Consider the following 23,102-nt stretch of genomic DNA (forward strand, 5'->3'; position numbering starts at 1 on the left):
CCTTCGCGAATCGCGCAAAGCTTGCCAAGACCGCAGGAAATCCCCATGCGCTGGGAATCATGCTTCCTCAAGTCATCATCATTGGCCGACCCAACGTCGGCAAGTCCACGCTGTTCAACCGCCTGATCGGCAAAAAGCTCGCGCTTGTAGACGATCAGCCGGGGGTCACACGTGACCGTCGCTTCGGCGACGCCGAATTGCTCGGCCTGAAATTTCAGATCGTCGATACTGCCGGTTGGGAGGACGAGGAGGCCGAAACTTTGCCGGGCCGGATGCGCAAGCAGACCGAAGCCTCGCTGGAAAGCGCCGATGTTGCCCTGTTCGTGGTCGACGCGCGCGCTGGCCTCACCCCGCTCGACGAGGAAATCGGGCAGTGGCTGCGGGCCTCGCCGGTGCCGGTGATCCTGCTCGTCAACAAGGCCGAAGGCCGCGCGGGCGAGGGCGGTGTGCTGGAGGCCTACTCGCTGGGCCTGGGCGATCCTATTCCGTTTTCCGCCGAACATGGCATCGGCATGTCCGACCTGTTCGAATCGCTGCTGCCCTACCTCGACCCGCTCCAGCCTGAAGAGCCGGAGTTCGAGGAGGAAATGGACGACGAATCGCGTCTGCTCCAGCCGCTCAAATTGGCTATCGTCGGCCGTCCGAACGCGGGCAAGTCGACGCTCATCAACCGCATTCTGGGCGAAGATCGCCTGCTGACCGGGCCGGAAGCGGGGATTACCCGCGATTCGATCACGGTCAATTGGGAATGGACCGACCCCGCCACCGGCAACGTGCGCGAAGTGCACCTGATCGACACCGCCGGCATGCGCAAGCGCGCCAACGTCGTCGAGAAGCTGGAGCGCATGGCCGTGGCCGATGCGAAGCTGGCGATCGATTTCGCCGAAGTCGTCGTGCTGCTTCTGGATGCGACGCGCGGGCTTGAGCATCAGGATCTGACGATCGCCTCCAAGGTGCTCGAAGAAGGCCGCGCGCTGATCATCGCGATCAACAAGTGGGACGTGGCCGAAGGCGCCTCGGGCCTGTTCAACGGCATTCGCGCCGCGCTGGATGAAGGTCTGGCGCAGGTTCGCGGTGTGCCGCTGCTGGCGGTCTCGGCGCGGACCGGCAAGGGGCTCGACGAACTGGTCGCTGCGGGCTTCGCCATTCGCGAAGCCTGGAGCAAGCGCGTGCCCACCGCCGCGCTCAACCGCTGGTTCGACGATGCGCTTTCTGCCAACCCTCCGCCGGCGCCGGGCGGCAAGCGGATCAAGCTGCGCTATATCACGCAGGCCAAAACCCGTCCTCCGGGCTTCGTGGTATTCGGTACGCGCCTCGACCTGCTGCCGGAGAGCTATAAGCGTTATCTCATCAACGGGATGCGCAAGAACCTCGGTTTCGAATCGGTGCCGATTCGCATGAACCTGCGGAGCGCGAAGAACCCATTCGCGAAGGACTGATCGGGGTGTGATGCTTCGACAAGCTCAGCATGAGCGGATGATGGTTTAAACGATCATGGCGGGGGTAGGCTTTGACCTTCCCCCGCGCTCACCCCGAGCGTGTCGAAGGGTTGTCAGGACGGATGCGCTACGGCTTCTTCGGCTGCGCGCTCGGCGTTTACCTTCGTCTGCGGCGGGATCGGTGATCCTGCCACGTCGGCCTTGGCCTGCCGGCGATCGCGGTGCTGGTTCCATACGGCAATGAACAGCGCCGCGATTACCGGGCCGATGATGAAGCCGTTGAGCCCGAACAGTTCCAACCCCGAAAGAGTCGCGATCAATACCACGAAGTCTGGCAGGCGCGTGTCGCGGCCGACCAGGATCGGGCGCAGTACGTTGTCGACCATGCCGATGATGAACACGCCGCAGAACACCACGATACCGGCCTTTATCGTATCGCCGGTGGCGAAAAGGTAGATCGCGGCGGGCACCCAGATGATCGCAGTGCCGACGGCCGGGAGCAACGAGAAGAAGCCCATCAGCACGCCCCAGATCAGCGCGCCCTCGATCCCCAGCACTGAGAACAGCAGTCCGCCCAGGACGCCTTGGACTACAGCCACGACCACGGTGCCGCGCATCGTCGCACGGACTACCAGCAGGAAGTTGTCGATCAGCGCATCGCGCGTTTCGACGTGGAGCGGCAGGCTGGTGCGGACCATGTCGCCATAGCGCTGGCCGTCGCGCAGCAGAAAGTAGCTGAGGTATAGCATCACGCCCAGCGCGGCGACGAAGCTGAGCGCGCCCTGGCCCACGGTCAGCGCCCGGCCAGCCACGGTCTGCAAACCGCTGGTGATGCTGGAGCCGAATTGTCGGCGGATGTTCTCCAGATCGGTCAGGCCGTATTCGTCGACCATGCCGCGAATGCGATCCGGCAGGGCGTTGAGAATTTGCTGGAAGATGCGACCGACGTCGATCTGGCCGCTGCTGACCTTGCCGTAGATCGCGGTCGCTTCATTCGCGATGTTGATGCCGAGCAGGATCGTGGGAACCACGAAGAGTGCGATCAGCCCGAACAGGACGATCGAGGTCGCCAGATTCTTCCGCCCGTTGAGCCGCTCGGTGAGATTGGCGGTAAGAGGCTGGAACATGATCGCCGCGACTACGCCCCACAATACGGCGCCGAAATACGGCGCAAGCAGGTAAGCGGCGGCGATGGAGATCAAAACGACGAGGACGGCGAAGCCGATGTCCTCGGTTTGCAGGCCCTGTGATTGCGGGCGCGGTGAATTCATTCTTTCCCCCTGGACGTGTCAGGCACGGCACCCGGCCGCCCCTCGCAGGCACAAGGCCTGAGAGGAGGGCAGGTTCCCGCACCATTGGTGCAGAGGGCCTGGGATCAGCTTTCCGCCGGCTTGCTCTGCAGCTGGCAGTAGTTCTGAATACCCATGCGTTCGATCATGTCGAACTGCTTTTCGAGGAAATCGACATGCTCTTCCTCGCTCTCGAGGATGCGTGCGAAGATCTCGCGGCTGACAAAATCGCGCACCGTTTCGGCGTGGGCGATTGCGTCCTGCAGCATCGGCAGGGCATCGTGTTCGAGCGCGAGGTCGGCGCGCAGGATTTCTTCGACGGTTTCGCCGATGCGCAGCTTGCCGAGCGACTGGAAGTTGGGAAGACCGCCGAGGAACAGGATGCGATCCGCGAGCACGTCAGCGTGCTTCATCTCGTCGATCGATTCGTGACGTTCGTACTCGGCAAGTTTCTTGATGCCCCAGTTGTCCAGCATGCGGTAATGCAGCCAGTACTGGTTGATCGCGGTCAGTTCGTTGAACAGGGCCTTGTTGAGAAACTCGATGACCTTCTGGTCGCCATTCATCGCGCGGAAACTCCTCTAAGTGAGCCGCGGCGTATAGGCGAAACTGTCAGGTCAGGGCAAGTCAGGCGGCTGCGGCAATTCCCATTCCGGCCGACGAATGTTCGTCAGCGATGATATCATCCGCCTCGTCGAGGCACTGGCGGCATTGAGGGGTTCTGCCCAAGGCGCCGTAAATGGCTTCGGCACTGCCACGGCAACGCCTTGCGGCGCAGCGAAGTTCGGTTTCCCGGATGGCATTGCAGATGCACACGTACATAAGCGAATCCTCTCTATGCCCTCCAATATATGCGAGTGCGAATAGATCGCAATAGCCTTTTTTGATTAGAGGCGGTTCGCGAGAACGCTGTGCTCGACCAGCGATCGCCAGAGCCATTCCAGCGGGCCGCGACGGAAATGTCGCAGCCATATCGGACTCCACGCCAGCATCAGCGTCCATCCGGCGACGACGAAGCCCCATTGCGCCAGCGGTCCGACGGTGCCGAACAGGCCGAGACCCCAGCCGTAGAATGCGAATGTCATGACCAGGCTGGTCAGCACGTAATTGCTGAAGGCCATCCGTCCGGCGGCGGTCAGGCGGCGGCCGATTCGGGTGGAGGCAAGGCGCGGCGCGGCCAGCACCAGCAGCCCTGCATAGCCGCAGCCGCCCAGCAGGTGCGGCATCGCCAGACCCCAGACAAGCGCGGCGTTCATCGCCACGGGGGGGAAATGGCGCTGCCAGGCCCAGGCAAGGAACATCGCCGTCAGCGCGAAACCGGCGAAGGTGCAGGTGAACGATAACTCCGCAAGCTGGCGGCGTGGCAGGCGCCCGTCGAAGAAGCCCCTGCGATAGGCCACCATGCCGATCAGCATAAGCGGCAGCGTTTCTGAAAACACGCCCGAGATCATCTGGACCTGCCAGAACGGGCGCTGGGCCAGCTTGATGTGGATCAGGTCAAGGTAGCCTAGCCGGGCCTCGCGCAGTTCCTGCGCGGCCCAGGCGTGCATCGGCTCGATTCGTTCAGTGAACAGGCTGATCTGTGCAGGTCCGGCGAGATGCTGGCGCACGGCGGTCTCAGCGGTGATGGCAGCAGCCGAATCGAGCATCCCCCACACGTGCCAGCCGTAATAGAGACCCAGCGCCATGCCCAGCATCGCGCGGTTGCTCAGCGGCCGCAGAAGCAAGGCGGCGATCCCGCAGGCGGCGTAGACAAAGAGGATATCGCCCCACCACAGCAATAGATAATGCAATATACCCAGTAGCAGCAGCCAGCCCAGCCGCCGCAGTTGTTGCAAGTCGCCGTCGCGCCCCGCAGCTTCGGTGCGCTCGTAGAACAGCACCAGGCCGGCGCCGAAAAGCAGTGAGAACAGCGCCCGCATCTTTCCTTCGAAGAACAGGAAATTGAAGGCGTAGGCCGCCTCGTCGAGCGGGCCGACCGGCCAGGGCAGGTTGGGCGTGGTCGAGGAAATCATCGGCCCGGCAAATCCGGCGATGTTGATAGTCAGGATGCCCAGAACCGCAACGCCGCGAATCAGGTCTAGCGTCGCGAGGCGCGGCAGAGGGGCCGGAAGCGCCTCGTCGGCGTCCGGCGCGGGAATGTCGTCCGGGGTCAGTCCCTGACTGACAGGCACCCGAAACCACCGGCGGAAAGGCGTGCGCAGGCGGCATCGGCGTCGGCCTTCGAGGCGAAGCCGGTGGCCTGTAGTTTGCTCAGCCTGCCGGCGGGCGCCAGTGCCTTGGCATGGCCAGCCATTTCGGGCCGACCCTTAACTTTTGCCCAGAGCGCGTCGGCATTGCTGGCCACGCCAAAGGCGCCAAGCTGCACACGCCATGGGCCATTTGCCGCGGGCGCCGGCTTGGGCATGGTTGCTGGTCGCTTGGGAGCGGTCGAGAGTGCGGCCGTGCGCGTCGGTGCGGGTTTCGGCGCTTCGGGCTTGGCCGTCACCATTGGCCGTGGCGTCGTGGCCTTGGCAGCGGTGCGGGTATGGTTTCCCTCGGCGGCAGAAGGATTTGTGCTCTCAGCGACGCGGGCGGCCTGATTTACCGCGCTTTGCGGTTCGACGATTTCAGGGGCGGGCGTTGGTTTGGAAGGCGCGCTGGCCAACTGGGTTCCCAACTCGGCAGAGGTGTTGAGACGCTGACGGTTGGCTTTAGCCTGCGCAGCGATCTGGGCGCCCAGGCTCACGCTTTTCTGTCGGTCGGCCAGCGGGATGTGCTGGTCCATCTGGATCAGCGCATTGGCGGCCTGGGGCAGGCCCTCTTGCTGCGCGAGGCTGACGAGCGCGTAGGCACGCACCCAGTCCTTCTTGACCATGTCGCCGTTGAAATGCGCGATGCCCATGATGTACTGAGCCCGCGCGTCGCCGCGTGAGGCAGAAGCCTCGATATAGGGCAGGGCGCGATTGCGCTCACCGCGCTGGAACAGCAGCAGGCCGTAGCTGTCGGCCGCCTGGGTGTGGCCTTTCGCGGCAGCCTTGCCGTAAAGGTCTTCGGCCCTGCCGAGGTCCATCGGCACGCCGCGGCCCATCTTGTATGCCTGCGCGAGGTTGAATTCGGCATCGGGATCGCCTCTGTCGGCCAGCGGTTGCCACTGGCGGATTGCGCCGTCGTAGTCGCCGGCCGACCAGGCATCGACGCCGCCCTTCACGTCGGCGTGGGCGGCAGGCGCAATCAGTACAGCAGCGGCAAGCGCCAGGAGGCCCGAACGCAGGAGAGGAGGATTCTTGCTCAAGTCGTTGTCGCCCGGTTCAGCCCGTTTAAGTCCTATGGTAACCGCAATGAAGCGAAGCGCGCCAGCGTGAAGCGCGGCAAGGTCCCATTTCGCACCGGAAATCGGCGTAACCCAGAAGCGTTAACGGGCCATGGATGAGTGGCCTTGCGGTTCTGCCCCTGCACTTACGCGATTAACCGTAAATTAGGAACGATCTGCCAAGTTTGCGGGCCTGGGCGAGCTTTGCCCATCGCATGGCTTCCGGGGGTATTGGTTTTGCGCGTACTAGCTTTGGCATCGCAGAAAGGCGGCTCGGGAAAGACGACCCTGTCCGGCCATCTCGCCGTGCAGGCGCAGCGCATGGGTGCCGGGCCGGTGGTTCTTATCGACATCGATCCTCAAGGCTCGCTGGCCGACTGGTGGAACGAGCGCGAGGCGGCAATGCCCGCTTTCGCGCAGACCACCGTGGCGCGGCTGGCCGGCGATCTCCAGGTTTTGCGCGAGCAGGGCTTCCGGCTCGCGGTGATCGACACGCCGCCGGCGATCACGCTGGCGATCCAGACTGTTATCCAGCAGGCCGAACTGGTTGTCGTACCGACACGTCCCAGCCCGCACGACCTGCGCGCCGTGGGCGCCACGGTTGACTTGTGCGAGCGTTCGGGAAAGCCGCTGCTGTTCGTCGTCAATGCCGCCACGCCCAAGGCGCGAATCACTGCCGAGGCCGCTGTCGCGCTGTCGCAACACGGCACCGTTGCCCCGGTCACGCTGCATCAGCGGACCGATTTCGCAGCTTCGATGATCGATGGGCGCACGGTGATGGAAGTCGACCCCAAGGGTCGCTCTTGTGCCGAAGTCACGGCCTTGTGGAACTACATCGCCGATCGGCTCGAGAAGAATTTCCGGCGTACCGTTTTTGCCGCTCCCGCACCCGGGCAGCCTTTGACGCATGGTGCCTTGCGCCCCGTCGGCGGCTTCGGCCGCCGCGTGACCGTGTCCTGAATTGAGGAATACCAAGATGGAACGCTCCAGCAATACTGCGCGGAATGCGGGCTTCACTCTGTGCTCGGCGATGGTCGCCGCGCTTCTGGCGGGCTGCTCGGGCCAGCCCTCGATCGCCAGCACAGGCGCTGCGCCGCGTGCGCAGGCGTCCGCTGCGGGGCAGGGCGAGGGCACCTCCGAACGGGCAATCGCCCGGGCGGAGGCGCGCGTCGCCAAGTCGCCGGACAACGCGTCGGCGCGCGCGGATCTGGCGCAGCTTTACCTTGCTGCCGGCCGTTTCACCTCGTCCACCACCACATTCGAGGATGCCGTGTCGCTGGGTGACAACAGCCCGCGCACGGGGCTGAGCCTTGCCCTCGCTTATGTTGGTTCGGGTCGCAGCGAAGATGCCCTGGGCGTTCTGGCGCGCTGGCGCGATCAGATTCCAGCGGGCGATTTCGGCCTTGCCGTGGCTCTGGCGGGACAGCCGGCGCAGGCCGTGGCGATCCTGTCCGACGCGCTGCGCGGGGGTGAAAACAATCCCAAGGTGCGCCAGAACCTGGCCTATGCCTACGCGCTCGACGGGCGCTGGGGCGAGGCACGCATCATCGCTTCGCAGGACGTTCCGGCCGACCAGCTCGACGCCCGCCTCGGCGAATGGGCGAGCCATGGTCGCCCCGAGCAATCTCGCGCCCGCGTTGCCGGGCTGCTGGGCACGCCGATGCCCGTCGACGCTGGCCAGCCCGCTGCGCTGGCGCTGAACGGCGGCGCTCATGCGCCGCTCAGGGCGATGGCCGAGGCACCTGTCGCTCCCGCTCCCGCTGCGGAGCTTCCGGCGGTCGCGACGGGCGAGAGTTTCTGGGGCGCCAGCCAGGCGGAGCCTGCCGCGCCGATGCCCATGCTGGCTGCTGCTCCGGCGCCTGCCGCGCCGGTAAAGGGTGCGACTGCCAAGCCTGCGCGCACCAGCATCGAGCGTGCTTTCCAGCCGCCCGCCCGCGCAGAACAGCCGCGTGGCGGCGGCCATGCGGTGCAGCTGGGATCATTCCGCACGATGGAGGGCGCCAAGCGCGCTTGGGTCATCTACCAGCGCCGCGATCCGGGTCTGCGGGACCACACGCTGCGCATCACCGAGGCGCAAGTGCAGGGCCAGCGCTATTTTCGCGTCGCCGCCGTGGGCTTCGACCGGGGCGCGGCACAGACCATGTGCTCGACCGTGAAGCAGCGCGGCGGCGCGTGCCTTGCCTATGCCGAGGGGCGCCAGCTTGAAGGCGTAGTGGCCGGCGGCGGCAGCGGCCCGCTCAAGGCGCGCCGCTGACACAGTCCGGCCGTTCCATGTGAATGCTGCGCGGCCTTTCGTCCTTTGGGGCGGAAGGCCGTTTTCTTTTGGCGGGGGTGCTTCGGCAAGCTCGGCATGAGCGGAGGCGGAAAGCAATTCCCCCGATCCCGCTCACCCTGAGCCTGTCGACGAACCTTCGCTATCCGGCCGTCTTTTTGGTGCGTACGACCACGCCGCCCTTGAACAGCGCCAGGACGCGGCCCTGCACCGGCTGGCGGTCGAACGGGGTGTTGCCCGCGCTGGCGGCCATCTTGTCGGAATTGACAATCCAAGGGCGCTCGGTGTCGACCACGGCGATGTCCGCCTCGGCGCCCACTTCCAGCCGTCCGGCATTGACGCCCAGCAGGCGGGCAGGGTTGGCGGCGAGCAGGTCGAAGGCGCGGGCCATGTCGATCACGCCGTCGCGCACGAGGCTGAGCGTCAGCGGCAGCAGCGTTTCCGCACCCGACATGCCCGGCGCCGAATCGGCGAAGGGCAGGCGCTTGTCCTCAGGCCCGCGGGGGTCGTGCCCGGAGGCGACGATGTCGATCGTGCCGTCCGCCACGCCGGCTATCACCGCCTGCCGGTCTTCCTCGCAGCGCAGGGCGGGCGAGAGGTGAGTGAAGGTGCGAAACGCCCCGATCGCAAGGTTCGACAGCATGAAGTAGGCCGGGCTGACACCCGCCGTCACCTTCAATCCGCGTGCCTTCGCGCCGCGCACGAGGTCCAGCCCGGAGGCGGTGGTGACGTTGCGGAAGTGGATGGCGGCTCCTGCCATCTCGGCCAGTGCGATGTCCCGGGAGATGGCGAGGGCCTCTGCCTGTGCCGGAGCGCTGGGGAGACCAAGCCGGGTCGCCATCTCGCCGGCGGTGGCGACGGCATTGCCGACGATCCCGGCGTCCTCGGCATGGGTGATGACCGTCATGCCCAGCATCCCGGTGTACTGAAGCAGGCGCAGCATCGTGCCCGAATCGCCGACCCAGCGCCGCCCGGTGCACACCGCGCGGGCGCCCGCATCGCGCATCATCGCGATCTCGGCCAGCGCGGTGCCGCCAAGCCCCTGCGTCGCGGCGGCCAGGGGGTGGACCCAGAAGTCCGGCTTGCCCGACTGCGCGGCGAAGCGCACCCGTGCCGGCACGTCGAGCGGCGGGTTCTGGTCGGGCATCAGCGCGGCGCGGGTGACGCCGCCGAAGTGGAAGGCGGGCTTGTCGATCGCGAAGACGCCGATGTCGACAAGGCCCGGTGCGATCAGGCTGCGGCGCGCATCGTGAACGGTGTCGCCGTCCTGCGCCTGCACGTCCGCGCCGATGGCGGTGATGAAACCGGCCTCGCAGCGGATCGCGCCGGCTTCGATGCGGCCGTCCGCCATCAGCAGGCGGCCGTTGGTGATGGTGAGCGGTGCGTGAAGGCTCATGCCCAGCCTTCCTGTTTGCGGCCCTTGCGGGTCAGCACGTCGAGGCAGGCCATGCGGATGGCGACTCCCATTTCGACCTGCGTGGTTATCATCGAGCGTTCCATCAGATCGGCGACGTTGCTGTCGATCTCGATGCCGCGGTTCATCGGGCCGGGGTGCATGACCAGTGCGTTGGATTCGGCCTTTTCCAGCCGTTCCAGCGTCAGCCCGTAAAGGTGGCGATATTCGCGAGGGGAGGGGATGAACTGGCCTTCCATGCGTTCCAGCTGGAGGCGCAGCATCATCACCACGTCGGCGCCTTTCAGCGCCGCGTCGAAATCGTGGAACACCTTCACGCCCATCTGCTCGATATCGGCGGGCATCAGCGCAGGCGGCGCGCAGACGCGCACCTCTGCGCCCAGCGAGGCCAGGCACAGGATGTTCGAGCGGGCGACGCGGCTATGCAGGATATCGCCGCATATGGTCACCCGCAGGCCGTTAAAGGCGCGCTTGGCCTGGCGGATCGTCAGCGCATCCAGCAGAGCCTGAGTGGGATGCTCGTGCTGGCCGTCACCGGCGTTGAGCACCGGGCAGTCCACCTTCCCGGCGATCAGCGCCACCGCGCCCGAGGAGGCATGGCGTATGACGATCGCATCGGCGCGCATGGCGTTGAGCGTCATCGCCGTGTCGATCAGGGTCTCGCCCTTCTTCACGCTGGAATTGGCGACGGCCATGTTGACCACATCGGCGCCGAGGCGCTTGCCGGCGATCTCGAAGCTCAGCAGCGTGCGCGTCGAGTTTTCGAAGAAGGCGTTGATGATGGTGAGGCCGGAAAGCAGCTCGCGCCGCTTCTGCGCCCCCCGGTTCATCTCGACCCACTGTTCCGCCTCGTCGAGCAGGAACCAGATCTCGTGCGGGGCAAGGCCCGCGATGCCCACAAGGCCGCGATGCGGGAAGGCGAGAGCGCCGTCCGGATATGTATATTCTGGGGGTGTCATTAAAGACCATGCCTTAGGCGTGGGGGGCGCTCGGCTCAAGGGGGTATGGCGGGATGTGCACGGCGTTTGTCGTGTGGGGGCTGCGGGGGCTTCGACAAGCTCAGCCTGAGCGGGGGTTGAGCGCGGTATTCCGCCGCGCGTCACGCTGACCTTGGAGACCCACTCGGATCATCCGAAAACACCACTCCGCTCATCCTGAGCTTGTCGAAGGATGAGGACTACACACATGTCTGGAACCCCATCGCGATCCGCCCCTTTCCTACACCGCGCCGCAGCAGGTAAGGCTGCTTTTCGAAAGGCAGGTCAATTCATGAGATTCGCAAGCAAGGTCTGGAAGCTGCTCGTCGCGGTGAAGGACGTCATGGCGCTCCTGTTCCTGCTGATGTTCTTCGGTATCGTCTACGCCGCGCTCTCCGCGCGCCCTGCGCCGGGCCGGGTCGAGGACGGCGCGCTGCTGCTCGCGCTGGACGGCACGATCGTCGAGGAAAAGAGCCAGGCTGACCCCGTAGCGCTGCTGATGGCGGGCGGGGCTTCGTCCCATGAATTCCAGGCCCGCGACGTGGAGCGGGCCTTGCGCCTTGCCGCCGCCGACAAGCGGATCAAGGTCGTCGTCCTCGACCTGTCGCGCTTCCTTGGCGGGCGCTACGTGCATTTGCGCGACATCGGCGCGGCCATCGACGAAGTGCGCAAGGCCGGCAAGCCGGTGCTGACTTTCGCCAATGCCTACGCCGATGACGGCGCCCAGCTTGCCGCCCACGCCAGCGAGGCCTGGGTCGATCCCATGGGCGGCGCTTTCGTGGCCGGGCCGGGCGGCAACATGCAATTCTACAAGGGCCTGTTCGACAAGTTCAAGGTGAACGCTCACGTCTACCGCGTCGGCACGTACAAGAGCGCGGTGGAGCCGTACCTGCGCTCCGACCTTTCGCCCGAGGCGCGTGAGGACTTTGCGGGCGTGCTCAACGCGCAGTGGGCCGCGTATCGCGGCGAAATCGCCAAGGCCCGGCCCAAGGCGCAGCTTGACCGCATGACCGCCGATCCAGTGGCATGGATCAAGGCATTGGGCGGCGACATGGCGGAGGCGGCGAAAAAGGCCGGCCTCGTCGACCGTATCGGCGACAAGACCGAGTTCGAGAAGCGCGTCACCGAGATCGCCGGCGAAACCAGCGTCGCGCGGCCGGGCAGGGACGATGCGCCGGACTACGCCCACACCGGCCTCGCCACCTGGCTCGCCGCCAACCCCGAGAAGGCGGAGGGCGACAAGATCGGTGTCATCACCATCGCCGGCGAGATCGTCGACGGCGATGCAGGGCCGGGCACGGCAGGCGGCGACCGCATTGCCGCGCTGCTCGATGACAATATCGACCAGAAGTACAAGGCGTTGGTGGTGCGTATCGATTCGCCCGGCGGCTCGGTGATGGCGTCGGAGCGGATTCGCCGTGCGATCATGCGCTGGCGCGATGCGAAGATTCCAGTCGTCGTCTCGATGGGCACCATGGCGGCGAGCGGCGGATACTGGGTGTCGACGCCGGGTCAGCGGGTCTTTGCAGAACCGGCGACGATCACCGGGTCGATCGGTGTCTTCGCGGTCATCACCAGCTTCGAAAAGACGCTGGCGGACTACGGCGTGACCAGCGACGGCGTGCGCACCACTGGCCTTTCGGGGCAGCCGGACCTTTTCGGAGGCCTGACCCCCGAGGTCGACGGCATGCTGCAAAGCTCGGTGGAGAGCATCTACGGCAAGTTCCTGGGCGTGGTCGGCAAGGCACGCGGCAAGACGCCGCAGCAGGTCGACCAGATCGCGCAAGGGCGCGTCTGGCCCGGCAGTGAAGCGCAGCGCATCGGCCTGGTGGACCAGATGGGCACATTGCACGATGCGCTCGCCTATGCCGCCAAGCTGGGCGGCGTGGGCAATGGCAAGTGGCACGCCGCCTATATCCAGGACACCCCGGATTCGTTCAGCGCCCTGCTGGAAGGGCTGACCTCGGGCTCGCAGGAGCAGGCGGCGGCCTATGACTTCGCCGGCATGGTGGCGACGCGCCAGCGGCTGGAAATGGGTCAGGCTGTGACCCGACTCGATGCGCTGCTGGCGAAGCGAGGCGTGCAGGCAATGTGCCTCGAATGCGCGATGGCGCCCGACTATCGCCCCGACTATCGCAAGCCCGCGAACGCACCGGGCGAGAGTTCGGCGCTGGCGCTTCTCGCGCGGTTGGCAGGGTGGAAGTAACGAAGTAAGCGGAAGGAGAATACCGTCGTGCCGGACCAGGCCCGGGACGACGGTTTCCATAGATATACCTCAATCCGGCGGCGGCAGTTCCACCGGCGCTTCGCTAGGCTGGTCGTAGTCCGGACCCGGCGCGGGGCTTTCGTCAGGCCCGCCCGGAGCGCCCGGATCTGTGGGCGTGGGGAACTCTACGGGCGTATCGCCCGGATTGTCGGCTGGCTGGGTGGCCATGGTTGTTTTCGCTCCGTAAACTCGCCCCGTCTCCCCTCTCGAAGTGGGCACTGCTGACATGCTGTTCAAGCCCATGCGAATCAGCGGTCTTGCCCTTTTTCGCGCGGGCCTATAAGGGCCCGTCCCTTGAGTTTTCGGCTTCTCTCATGCGGGCGTGGCGGAATTGGTAGACGCGCTGGTTTTAGGTGACAGTTGCCAATTGTGGAATGTTACCCGATGCGGGACTATCCACACCGCGCAAGTCCGGGCTTTTCTTTACATCGCTGACAAACCCTTGAGGGGGCGCACTGGTACCGTAACGGGGGTGCGCCCCCTCATTGCGTTTTCCACAGGCTTGTCCACCCATCCTCATTGAACACTTGCCGCATGATGACTATCCACCATCGGCAATGATCCCACATAAGCGAGGCCAAAAATGGAGCTAGTGATGAACCTTTCCAACGCCGCAAATCTCGCCCAGCAGGCCCTCGAAGCGCAGACCCTCCAGGACGGACGGGATCGTTTTACGGCCAGGACGTTGGCCGACGTGAAGCGGGGAAACCTGGTCGGCTATGTCGAAGGAGGAGCGCCTCGCCCGCTCAAGGCAGCGTAGGGCCGTCAGCCTCGTGATCAAGGCCCAGGGTGTGGACGCAACCACGTTCACCAACGACATCGCGGTGGCCAATGAGCTGGCAACGCATGAGGCCTTCTACATGCCCCACTCGCTGGACTTCCGTGGCCGCACCTACGCCGTGCCCTACTTCAACCACCAGCGCAGCGACCACATGAAGGCGCTCTTCCGTTTCGCCGACGGCGTGGCGCTGGGACCTGACGGCGGGCGCTGGCTCAAAATCCACCTAGCCAACTGCGGCGACTTCGGGAAGATGAGCAAGAAGCCTTTCGACGCCCGCGAGGCCTGGGTGGACGAGAACCACGACAAGATCATCGCCACGGTCATGGACCCGGAGGCAATGGTGGACTGGTGGACGGAAGCCGACAGCCCCTTCTGCTTCCTCCAGGCGTGCTTCGAGTACACCGAGTGGTACGAGAGCGGCTTCGACCCCGAGTTCGTCTCGACCATCGCGGGCGCGGCTGACGGGTCCTGCTCGGGCCTCCAGCACTACTCGGCCATCACCCGGTCGGAGGAGGAGGCCTTCCACGTCAATCTGCTCCCCCGGCCCGACGTGGGCGACATCTACCAAGTGACCGCCGATCAGGCCGTTCCGACCCTCCAGGCCGCTGCGGCCCAGGGCGACGTGACGAGCCAGATCATTCTCGACAATGGCTTCGGTCGCTCCGAAGTGAAGCGGAACGTGATGACCTACTTCTATGGATCGGCCCGGTTCGGGATGCGCGACCAGCACATGGCCGACCTGATGCGTCCCTTGGGCGACAAGGTGGCGATGGGCGAGCTGGCGGCGCACCTCTACCTGGTCATCTCCGAAGGCGTGAAGGTCGTGTATCTCGACAACATGACGGCCCTGGTCGACGAGACCAACGAGAGGGCGTCCGTCGAGGGCATCATCAAGCGCATGGCCCTCCTGTGTCAGGAGCTGGGCATCATCATCATGCTGCTCTGCCACCTCGCCACCCCGGACGGGAAACCGCACGAGGAGGGTGGTCAGGTGAGCCTCCGGCACTTCAAGGGCTCGCGGGCCATGGGTGCCTTCCCGCACTACTCATTCGGCCTGGAGCGCAACACCCAGCACGAGGTCCCGGAATACCGGAACTACTCGATCCTGCGCTGCGTGAAGGACCGATACACGGGACGCTATAACGGCGCCACGTTGACCCTGCACTACGACGTCGGCTCCGGCCAGCTCGTCGAACGTGACCTCCCCGAGGACTACTACGGGGACCGCGAAGAGGGCGGCGGTGGCTACAAGCGCGGCAGCATCCCGCCATGGGAAACGGACGACGCTGCTCCTCTGGAGCTTTAGCGCGCTCTCCCCGAAAAGCAAAAAGCGGCGGAATGGTCTACGAAACCTTTCCGCCGCTTCAGTTGTAGAGAGAACAGGGAGAGACTCCTGCAACCCTCTAATGTCGCTCCGAGCGGAGACTGCTTAGATCGCGCTCGTCACTTTTGGGTACATAGTCGATGCGCAGAGACACGCTTCGACTACATCTCAACTAACGGGAGAGACTCCGCTTGTCGAGTTTAGGAGGGCAAAGAATTTGCTATCCTCTGCGCCTCCTTTGGTACACTGCAGGAGCCAGGAGACGGCGCCATGCAGTCTGCAAATTAGTTGCCAGCCACGCCTTTTGCCATCTCTGTAGAGGTTTTGGTGAAGGTCGCCTTAAGCTGTTCGCCCATGCCCTGCATGGCTGCGATGGCCGCGACAGCGATGAGAGCCGCGATGAGGCCGTACTCGATAGCAGTGGCGCCCTTTTCGTTGCGACGCAGCTTTTTGATGAAGCGCATTATAATCTCCGTATCCCGATGTTACCCGAGCGGCACTCATCGAGCCCCGCTGAATGCATGTCTAAGCGATTCCATTTAAAAAACGGTAAATGCCGTCTTCACCTTCGCGGCCTCTCCGCGTTTTCCATGAGTAAGTACCCCTGAAATGAGTTCCCCCTACGCGGGGAGGACGTTCGTCTTCGACATCGAGACCAACGGCCTCCTCGAAGCGGTCACGCGCGTGCATTGCGCTGTCGTGATCGACGTCGAGACCGACGAGGTCTTCGACTTCAAGCCGAACGAGATCGGCAAGTTCCTGGAGATGTATACGACGCCAGGAATCATCTGGGTCGGGCACAACATCATCGGCTACGACTACCAGGTCATCGAGAAAATCTACGGCCTCAAGCCGCCTCCAGCCCATTTTACTCTCGACACGCTCAATCTCGCCCGCCTCGTCTTCAGTGATCAGAAAAACACCGACGTCAAGGTCGCAGCGAAGTGGAAGAAATACCTGGCCGCCAAGGCCAAGTGGGACACCAACGAGCGCTACCGCATAGAGCGGGAGGAGGCTGACGGCATCGTTGGCCCGCCTTCCGCGCCGTTCCCATCCAAGGCCCCGAAAGAGTTCCCCGGCTGGATGTGCGGCCTGCACACCTTGGAGAGCTGGGGCTGGGGCCTCGCAGCAGGCGCGGGTAAGGGCGACGGGCTCGACATCGGAACCCGCACCCAGAACGGCCTAGTCGACGGTGCCATGGGCGCCGTGGCTGGCGCCGCACTTCCAGTAGCGTTCGACCGCGCTGGGGCCGCAGTCCGCATCGTCACGCTGCAGGTCAATTCGGACGGCTCCGTACTGGGCCTCAAGCCCTCCACAGGAACCTCGCACAGTGCCGTCGTTGGGGAAATCCCGGCCAGCGCCTCCAACTACCTTTCAGGGTCTGTAATAGGCGATCGTGACATTCTGGGCCTGGCGGACCTCGACACCATCCCGGCGTCCATCGAAGAGGTCTCTGTGGTCGGCTACATGTCCAAAACGGACGCCCCCGCACGCGCCATGTACCTGGGCGTTGTCTCAGGCGGTACGACGTCGGACGGCGAGCCTCAAAACCTCAACGCTTCGGGATTCCGCCACGAGCGCGGCATGAATGTCGACCCCAACACGGGGGCACCTTGGACGGTTAGCGCCGTGAACGCCCTCCAGCTGCAGCCTAAGGTCGCCAGCTGATGGCAGGCGAGTATCGCATCAACCAGGCGAGCGCGGAGATAGCTGCGGCTATCGAAGGCCCGGCCAAGGTCAGCCAGCTTAATGCTGAAGTCGCGGCCACCTTCACAGCTCCGGTCCGGGTCCACCATATCAGCGCCGAGAGTGCTCAGGTCTTCGACCGTCCCGTGCGGGTCAGTGCGGTGTTTGTCGAGGTCGTGCGCTCCATTGCTGATCGGATGAGCCGCAGGCGTCCGATTGCATTCATACCCTAGAGAAAACCGCATGTCCCAAGACGACACGATCGTCATCGAGCGGCTAACCCGCGTCGAAACCAAGATCGACTTCATCATCGAGCGCGATCAGAAGACCGCCGAGACGCTGGAAGACCACGATATTCGGATCGCACGCCTCGAAAGCAGCTACAAAATCCTCGCCACCATTGGCGCGATCCTACTGTTCATTGCCACTTTCTTCCAGGACTGGATTAAAGTCCACCTGTTAGGGTAAGGCGCCTAAGAGACCCCTCACGCGAGGGGTTTCTTTTCGATTGGCAACATTTGACAATCGGGAACCATTGCCATACGTGTACGTTTGTACGCAGTGAGGGCACGTAAAAGGCCCGGCTGCTGCCGGGTCGCCCAACTGAGGGGTAGTTATGACTGACGAAGAACGCATTGCGATCCGAAAACTATACCGTGCCCAGCGCCAGGTGAGAGCGTCGATAGGCCCTCAAGTCCCGTCGCAGGTCGTCCAGGCTTTCCTGGCGGTCGCAGACAACGAAGGTCTGACCCTCACAGAGCTGGCGGACATCCTGGGGACCAACGTCTCCACCGCAAGCCGCCAGATGCTCGACCTGAGCGACCGTAACCGAAAGATGGAAGCAGGCCACAACCTGATCTCCCGCACGCCAGACCCAATGAACCTGCGGGTCAACCGCTACACCTTAACCCCCAAGGGCCGCATCCTCATCCAGGAGCTGGCTGAAACCATGAAGGACTGACCTAGAATGGCGATTTACGCAGACAAGCGTGACGGCAAGCTGACCGGGCGGTTCCGCGTCGAGCTGCAGAACGGCACCGAGCGGTACCGCAAGCGTCACGATAGCATGGCGGAAGCTGAAGCGGACGAGGGGCGCGTCAAGGCGGCCTGGGACGCTGGGGAGAGCGCTAAGGACGCTGCGCCGCTGCCTTCGGCCAAAAGAAGGGCTGCCTGACGTTCCAAGAGGGCGTGGAGGCTGCTGAAGGCATCCTATGGGCGGATGCGGACACCAGGGACATCGCTTGGTCGCGCCTGCGGTCCTGCGTGGACTTCTTGGGTGGCAAACGTGACCTAGACGACCTGAAGACCACAGACCTCGACAGGCTCCGTCAGCAACTCAAGAAGGACGGGAGGGCCGATGCGACGGTCAACCGCTTCCTCTCGTGTCTCAGGACCTTCCTGACGTGGTGCAAGGCCCGTGAGTACCGAACCCTCCCGGTCAACAAGGACACGATTGTGTTCCCATGGATCAAGGAGAAGGGCGGTCGCCTCCGGTGGATCACCTACGAGGAGGAGCTGCGGCTGTTGAGCTTGATGCCCGAGAACGTCGCCAAACTCGTTCGGGTGGCCTTGGATACCGGATGCCGCCGTGACGAGCTGCTGACGGCCCGCCTGGACCAGCTGAACGGAAATAGCCTGCACCTCTACAAGACGAAGAACGACGAGAGCCGCCACGTCCCGCTCCTTCCCGAGACGGCGGCGACCCTCCGGGAGCTGATCGAAACCAAGACGATGCCCACACAGCGCAACCTTCGGTCCTGGTGGGACCGGGCCAAGGATCGCATGGGCTTAGGGGCTGATGAGGAGTTCGTCTTCCACACATGCCGCCATACGCGGGCTGTACGCCTTGTTGACGCGGGGATTGACGTACTACTCATCAAGGAACTACTGGGCCACAAACGGATAGAGACCACACTGCGTTACGCCAAGGTGAGACCACAAAACCTTGAGCGTGTCGTCGATCGTGTGGGGGAACTTGACCGGGCGGAACGTGAAAAAGCGCAGAAATCTGCGGCTCCCCACGTCCCCCCACAGTCCCCCCTCGGTGGGGAAATCGTCAGTTTGGCGGCTTAGGCAGTCAGAAAAAATGTAGAGTTTTCAAGGCTTCTCTCATGCGGGCGTGGCGGAATTGGTAGACGCGCTGGTTTTAGGTACCAGTATCGAAAGATGTGGGGGTTCGAGTCCCTTCGCCCGCACCAATCCGTCACCTGTGTGGGCGGGAGCCAGGTAATACGGGCCGCAAGGCCTTTTGGATTGCACAGGAAGGCATCGAAATGCAGATCGTCGAAACGACCAACGAAGGCCTGAAGCGCGCCTACACGGTCACCATCCCCGCCTCGGCCATCACCGCGAAGATTGAAGGTGAGGTCAAGAAGATCGCGCCGCAGGTGAAGATGCCCGGCTTCCGCGCCGGCAAGGTTCCCGTGAACCTCGTCAAGAAGCTGCATGGCCCGGCGATCCACCAGGAAGCGCTGAACACCTCGATTCGCGAAGCCATGGACAAGCTGGTTGCCGACAATGCCCTGCGTCCGGCGATGAACCCCGACGTCCAGCTGACCGACGGCTACGAAGAAGGCAAGGATGCCGAGCTGACCGTCAGCCTGGAAATCCTGCCCAAGATCGAAGCGCCCGCGCTTGACGGTCTTAAGCTCGACAAGCTGACCGTTGCGGTCGCTGACGACGCCGTGACCGAAGCTGTGGAGCGTATCGCCACCCAGCAGCAGCGTTTCGAGACCAAGGACGGCGAGGCCGCCGACGGCGACCAGGTCATCTGCGACTTCACCGGCAAGCACGACGGCGTCGAGTTCGACGGCGGCAAGGCCGAGAAGCAGCCGATCGTGATCGGTTCGGGCCGCCTGATCCCCGGTTTCGAGGAGCAGCTGGTCGGCATGAAGGCCGGCGATGACCGCGTCATCACCGTCACCTTCCCTGAGGACTACCCGGCCGAGAACCTCGCCGGCAAGGAAGTCACCTTCGACATCCTCGCCCACGAGATCAAGGCGCCCGCCGAATCGAAGATCGACGACGACTTCGCCAAGGAACTGGGCCTGGAAAGCCTGGAGCAGCTCACCGGCCTGCTGCGCGGCCAGCTTGAGCAGGAAACTGCCGGCCTGACCCGCACCGCCATGAAGCGCTCGCTGCTTGACCAGCTGGCTGCCGGCCATGACTTTGACGTGCCGCCGACCATGGTGGAAGCCGAATTCTCGCAGATCTGGCAGCAGCTCATCCAGGAAGCGCAGAGCGAGGAAGATCCCGCCGCTGCCCTGGAAGAGATTGAAGCCGAGAAGGACGATTACCGCAAGATCGCCGAGCGCCGCGTGCGTCTGGGCCTGCTCCTGTCGGAAATCGGCCAGGCCAACGGCGTCGAAGTGACGGCTCAGGAAATGCAGATGCTGGTCGGCCAGGCTGCCCAGCAGTACCGCCCGGAAGATCGCCAGCGTTTCTTCGAATACGTCCAGCAGGACCCGATGATGGCAGCCCAGCTGCGCGCGCCTCTCTATGAGGACAAGGTCGTCGACTTCCTGATCGAGAAGGCTGACGTCACCGAGCGCGAAGTGACCCGCGAAGAACTGCAGGCCGCCATCGAAGCCGACACCGACGGCGAGACGCCGGCGGAAGGCAAGAAGCCGGCAAAGAAGGCTCCTGCCAAGAAGGCCGCCAAGAAGGCCGACGACGCAGAAGCTCCGGTCGAAGCGGAAGCCGAGGAGAAGCCAAAGAAGGCTCCTGCCAAGAAGGCCGCCGCCAAGAAGGCCGATGACGCTGTTGAAGGCGAAGCTGAAGAAGCAAAGCCCGCCAAGAAGGCCCCGGCCAAGAAGAAGGCCGCTGCCGACAAGGAGGACTGATCCCTCCTTTCGGCCTGATGGCTCGAAAAAACGGCCCGGTGCAGCAATGCGCCGGGCCGTTTTCGTTTGCGCCCGGCGAGTCGGTCTTTTGTGGATATGACGCTTGGTGCCAGAGCTTGCGGTATTTTCCGATATTATCAGGAAGTTCCGTCCAAATATCACTGTATTTCACGGGCAAATGACAATTAATTATCCGTGTGTTATATTATTGATATAAAGTAATCGTGGGGTGCCGGGATGCGCATCGTCTTTCTCCTGTTCGGTGTGATCGCCTACGTCGTATTCTTTATGACGTTTCTCGCGCTGATCGCATTCGTTGGCGGACTACCGGTCTTGCCGCGCACTGTCGATGCAGGCGGACCATTCACTGCGCCCGGCATGGCTGCGGTGATCGACCTTGCCCTTATCATCCTGTTCGCGGTGCAGCACAGCGTGATGGCCCGGCCGGGCTTCAAGACGGTATGGACGCGGATATTGCCGCAGCCGATCGAGCGCAGTTTCTACGTACTGGCCGCCAGTGCGGCGCTGATCGTCCTGATGGTGTTGTGGCGGCCGATCCCTGCGGTGGTGTGGTCGTTAGGCAGTCCGTTGTGGGCCTGGCTGTCGTGGGCGCTGTTTGTGACCGGTTGGCTGATCGTGCTGGTGAGCACGTTCCTGATCAGCCATTTCGAACTTTTCGGCCTTAAGCAGGTCTGGAACAACCTGCGCGGGAAAATTGCTGCGCCGGTAGTTCTGCGTCAGCCGTTTTTCTATCGGCTGGTACGCCACCCGCTTTATTCCGGGTTCTTCCTCGCCTTCTGGGCGACGCCGCGGATGACGGCGGGACACCTGCTGCTGGCCGCCGGGCTCTCTGTGTTCATGCTCGTTGCGATCCGTTTCGAGGAACGTGACCTCATCGGGGTTTTTGGCGAGGATTACGTGAAATACCGGGCGAGCACGGGCATGTTGGTACCCAGGCGCCGCCGCCGGGCTTGACGGCGAGCCTACCTCCCCGTCGGTTCCCGCCAAGGCTGAAAGCCCGGTTTGGCAAGTATGGCGCTGCGCACCCTCTCATAGCCCGCACCTATGCGCAGGACTCTCGCGTCTGCCCACTTGCCCGCCATGAACGATAGTCCGACCGGCAATCCCTCCACCGCCCCCATCGGCACCGAGAGATGGGGATAGCCGGCCACCGCAGCGAGCGAACCCGCGCCGATATTGAGGAAATGATCGCCGATGACCAGGTCGATCGGCCAAGCGGGGCCGGTAGTCGGCGCCACCAGCACGTCGACCTTGTGCTTCGCCAGGAGCGCGTCGATCCCTTCCGCCCCGGCAAGCCGGGTCGCATCGCCTCGTGCTTTCTCGTATGTAGCCCGGTCGGTGGCGGCGAGCGCCTTTTCGAACAGTTCCTGGCCGAACCAGCGCATTTCCTCGGCTTCATGCGCCTTGTTGAATGCGATCAGCCCGCCGAGATCGCGTATCGGCGCAGACCCCGGCAGGGCGGCAAGATAGGCATCGATGCCTTCGCGAAATTCGAACAGCAGCGCCGCGGATTCCGCCTGTTCGAGCCGGGGCGAGGGCGCAAAGTCAATCTCGACGATTTCGGCGCCCGCGCGTTTCATGTCGGCCATGGCCTTGTCGAACAGCGCTGCCACGCGGCGCACTGAGCCGACCTGTCGACGCATTACGCCCACGCGCACACCGGTGAGCTTCGCCTTTGCAAGGCCGGCTGCGAAATTCGCCGCGTGTTTTCCTGCCTCGGCCGTCGCGGGGTCGGCCGGGTCCGCTCCGGCCATCGCGGTGAGCAACAGTGCGGCGTCGTGGACGCTCGTCGCCATAGGCCCGGCGGTGTCCTGTGTGACACTGATCGGCACCACCAGAGCGCGGCTGACAAGGCCTACGGTGGGCTTGAAGCCGACCACCCCGTTCACCGAGGCAGGGCAGGTGATAGACCCGTCTGTTTCGGTGCCGACCGCCGCCCAGGAAAGGCCGGCCGCGACTGCCGCGGCGCTGCCAGAGGACGAGCCGCAGGGACTTCTGTCGATTGCGTAGGGATTTTTTGTCTGGCCGCCCGCCGCACTCCACCCGCTGGAAGAACTGGTCCCTCGAAAATTGGCCCATTCCGACAGGTTGGTCTTGCCCAGGATCACCGCACCCGCGCCGCGCAGCCGCGCCACCAGCGGTGCGTCGCGGCCGGTCGCGTTGTTCTTCAGCGCCAGGCTGCCGGCGGTCGTGGGCATGTCGCGTGTCTCGATGTTATCTTTGACGAGCACCGCCCGCCCGGCGAGGGGGCCGGTGCTGCGCCGCGCCGCCGCGATGGCCGCTGCCGGGGCTACGGCGATTACCGCATGGATGGAGGGGGCTGCGTCGTCGATTGCCGCGATCCGGGCGAGATACTCTTCCGGCGTATCCTTCGCCTGTACGCCTGCAGCGCTGAAAACCAGCGGCAGTGCGGAAAGGATGATGGATGCGGATGGGCGCATAAAGGGGGGAACCTGCCTTGCGATGCGGGATGCAAACGCAAATCTGCAGGCACGCGCG

Annotated in this window: 24 protein-coding genes and 1 tRNA gene; 15 read left to right on the plus strand and 10 right to left on the minus strand. The window is 64.2% G+C overall.

The window, feature by feature from the left end; genetic code table 11:
- The first annotated feature begins 59 nt into the window (after positions 1 to 59).
- Complete coding sequence (gene der / locus V474_RS00505; RefSeq protein WP_059149636.1) at positions 60 to 1,439, plus strand: ribosome biogenesis GTPase Der; 1,380 nt, start codon at positions 60 to 62, stop codon at positions 1,437 to 1,439.
- Positions 1,440 to 1,552: 113 nt separating this feature from the next.
- On the opposite strand, the gene V474_RS00510 is transcribed toward der, so the two are convergent.
- The 5 genes from V474_RS00510 to V474_RS00530 form a co-directional block, all read right to left on the minus strand.
- Positions 1,553 to 2,710, minus strand: coding sequence for an AI-2E family transporter (locus tag V474_RS00510; protein WP_059149637.1), 1,158 nt, complete (start codon positions 2,708 to 2,710; stop codon positions 1,553 to 1,555).
- Between the two features lie 104 nt (positions 2,711 to 2,814).
- Entirely contained in the window at positions 2,815 to 3,294 is a 480-nt protein-coding gene (gene bfr / locus V474_RS00515) for a bacterioferritin (RefSeq protein ID WP_059149638.1), read from the minus strand.
- A gap of 61 nt (positions 3,295 to 3,355) precedes the next feature.
- Entirely contained in the window at positions 3,356 to 3,550 is a 195-nt protein-coding gene (locus V474_RS26445) for a (2Fe-2S)-binding protein (RefSeq protein WP_059149639.1), read from the minus strand.
- Between the two features lie 65 nt (positions 3,551 to 3,615).
- Entirely contained in the window at positions 3,616 to 4,902 is a 1,287-nt protein-coding gene (locus V474_RS00525; protein ID WP_082699543.1) for a DUF418 domain-containing protein, read from the minus strand.
- Entirely contained in the window at positions 4,881 to 6,002 is a 1,122-nt protein-coding gene (locus V474_RS00530) for an SPOR domain-containing protein (RefSeq protein ID WP_059149640.1), read from the minus strand. Before V474_RS00530 ends, V474_RS00525 begins: the two co-directional genes overlap by 22 nt.
- 255 nt (positions 6,003 to 6,257) lie before the next feature.
- Between V474_RS00530 and V474_RS00535 the strand changes: the two genes are divergently transcribed.
- On the plus strand, positions 6,258 to 6,980 hold the full coding sequence (locus V474_RS00535) for a ParA family protein (protein ID WP_059150699.1): 723 nt from the start codon (positions 6,258 to 6,260) through the stop codon (positions 6,978 to 6,980).
- 16 nt (positions 6,981 to 6,996) lie between these two features.
- On the plus strand, positions 6,997 to 8,274 hold the full coding sequence (locus V474_RS00540) for an SPOR domain-containing protein (RefSeq protein ID WP_059149641.1): 1,278 nt from the start codon (positions 6,997 to 6,999) through the stop codon (positions 8,272 to 8,274).
- 160 nt (positions 8,275 to 8,434) lie between these two features.
- Here V474_RS00540 and V474_RS00545 read toward each other — a convergent pair whose 3' ends face one another.
- Both V474_RS00545 and V474_RS00550 read right to left on the minus strand, forming a co-directional pair.
- On the minus strand, positions 8,435 to 9,688 hold the full coding sequence (locus V474_RS00545) for a dihydroorotase (RefSeq protein WP_059149642.1): 1,254 nt from the start codon (positions 9,686 to 9,688) through the stop codon (positions 8,435 to 8,437).
- Positions 9,685 to 10,665 (minus strand): aspartate carbamoyltransferase catalytic subunit, encoded by a 981-nt coding sequence (locus V474_RS00550; RefSeq protein WP_059149643.1) that lies wholly within the window; start codon positions 10,663 to 10,665, stop codon positions 9,685 to 9,687. The genes V474_RS00545 and V474_RS00550 overlap by 4 nt, the downstream gene beginning before the upstream one ends.
- Before the next feature lie 310 nt (positions 10,666 to 10,975).
- On the opposite strand from V474_RS00550, the gene sppA reads away from it, so the two are divergent.
- On the plus strand, positions 10,976 to 12,889 hold the full coding sequence (gene sppA, locus V474_RS00555; protein ID WP_059149644.1) for a signal peptide peptidase SppA: 1,914 nt from the start codon (positions 10,976 to 10,978) through the stop codon (positions 12,887 to 12,889).
- Between the two features lie 69 nt (positions 12,890 to 12,958).
- On the opposite strand, the gene V474_RS25990 is transcribed toward sppA, so the two are convergent.
- Entirely contained in the window at positions 12,959 to 13,117 is a 159-nt protein-coding gene (locus tag V474_RS25990) for a hypothetical protein (protein ID WP_169794979.1), read from the minus strand.
- 427 nt (positions 13,118 to 13,544) lie between these two features.
- Between V474_RS25990 and V474_RS25995 the strand changes: the two genes are divergently transcribed.
- Positions 13,545 to 13,709: a hypothetical protein gene (locus tag V474_RS25995; protein ID WP_169794980.1), complete on the plus strand. Its 165-nt coding sequence runs from the start codon at positions 13,545 to 13,547 to the stop codon at positions 13,707 to 13,709.
- Positions 13,710 to 13,722: 13 nt separating this feature from the next.
- Entirely contained in the window at positions 13,723 to 15,036 is a 1,314-nt protein-coding gene (locus tag V474_RS00560) for a DNA-directed RNA polymerase (RefSeq protein WP_059149645.1), read from the plus strand.
- Positions 15,037 to 15,338: 302 nt separating this feature from the next.
- Here the strand turns inward: V474_RS00560 and V474_RS00565 are convergent, their stop codons facing one another.
- A complete protein-coding gene (locus V474_RS00565) occupies positions 15,339 to 15,518 on the minus strand; it encodes a Flp family type IVb pilin (protein ID WP_059149646.1) in 180 nt (59 codons plus the stop codon).
- 145 nt (positions 15,519 to 15,663) lie between these two features.
- Between V474_RS00565 and V474_RS00570 the strand changes: the two genes are divergently transcribed.
- From V474_RS00570 to mddA, 9 genes are all read left to right on the plus strand, one after another.
- Positions 15,664 to 16,722 carry a 3'-5' exonuclease family protein gene (locus V474_RS00570; protein WP_059149647.1) on the plus strand — a complete coding sequence of 353 codons (1,059 nt, stop codon included), beginning with the start codon at positions 15,664 to 15,666 and terminating at the stop codon, positions 16,720 to 16,722.
- Positions 16,722 to 16,973 carry a hypothetical protein gene (locus tag V474_RS00575; RefSeq protein WP_059149648.1) on the plus strand — a complete coding sequence of 84 codons (252 nt, stop codon included), beginning with the start codon at positions 16,722 to 16,724 and terminating at the stop codon, positions 16,971 to 16,973. Before V474_RS00570 ends, V474_RS00575 begins: the two co-directional genes overlap by 1 nt.
- Positions 16,974 to 16,983: 10 nt before the next feature.
- Positions 16,984 to 17,208: a hypothetical protein gene (locus V474_RS00580; RefSeq protein WP_059149649.1), complete on the plus strand. Its 225-nt coding sequence runs from the start codon at positions 16,984 to 16,986 to the stop codon at positions 17,206 to 17,208.
- Positions 17,209 to 17,356: 148 nt separating this feature from the next.
- Entirely contained in the window at positions 17,357 to 17,701 is a 345-nt protein-coding gene (locus tag V474_RS00585) for a MarR family winged helix-turn-helix transcriptional regulator (RefSeq protein WP_059149650.1), read from the plus strand.
- Between the two features lie 6 nt (positions 17,702 to 17,707).
- A complete protein-coding gene (locus tag V474_RS00590) occupies positions 17,708 to 17,914 on the plus strand; it encodes a hypothetical protein (RefSeq protein ID WP_059149651.1) in 207 nt (68 codons plus the stop codon).
- A 14-nt stretch (positions 17,915 to 17,928) separates the two neighbouring features.
- Positions 17,929 to 18,813, plus strand: a complete 885-nt coding sequence (locus tag V474_RS00595; protein WP_059149652.1) for a tyrosine-type recombinase/integrase — start codon at positions 17,929 to 17,931, stop codon at positions 18,811 to 18,813.
- A gap of 40 nt (positions 18,814 to 18,853) precedes the next feature.
- Positions 18,854 to 18,938 (plus strand) — tRNA-Leu (locus tag V474_RS00600).
- A gap of 75 nt (positions 18,939 to 19,013) precedes the next feature.
- Positions 19,014 to 20,582 carry a trigger factor gene (tig, locus tag V474_RS00605; RefSeq protein WP_059149653.1) on the plus strand — a complete coding sequence of 523 codons (1,569 nt, stop codon included), beginning with the start codon at positions 19,014 to 19,016 and terminating at the stop codon, positions 20,580 to 20,582.
- Positions 20,583 to 20,819: 237 nt separating this feature from the next.
- Positions 20,820 to 21,557 carry a methanethiol S-methyltransferase gene (gene mddA, locus V474_RS00610; protein ID WP_059149654.1) on the plus strand — a complete coding sequence of 246 codons (738 nt, stop codon included), beginning with the start codon at positions 20,820 to 20,822 and terminating at the stop codon, positions 21,555 to 21,557.
- A gap of 8 nt (positions 21,558 to 21,565) precedes the next feature.
- On the opposite strand, the gene V474_RS00615 is transcribed toward mddA, so the two are convergent.
- Entirely contained in the window at positions 21,566 to 23,044 is a 1,479-nt protein-coding gene (locus V474_RS00615; protein WP_059149655.1) for an amidase, read from the minus strand.
- Positions 23,045 to 23,102: the final 58 nt, after the last annotated feature.

The organism is Novosphingobium barchaimii LL02, assembly GCF_001046635.1.
GTDB classification, from domain to species: domain Bacteria; phylum Pseudomonadota; class Alphaproteobacteria; order Sphingomonadales; family Sphingomonadaceae; genus Novosphingobium; species Novosphingobium barchaimii.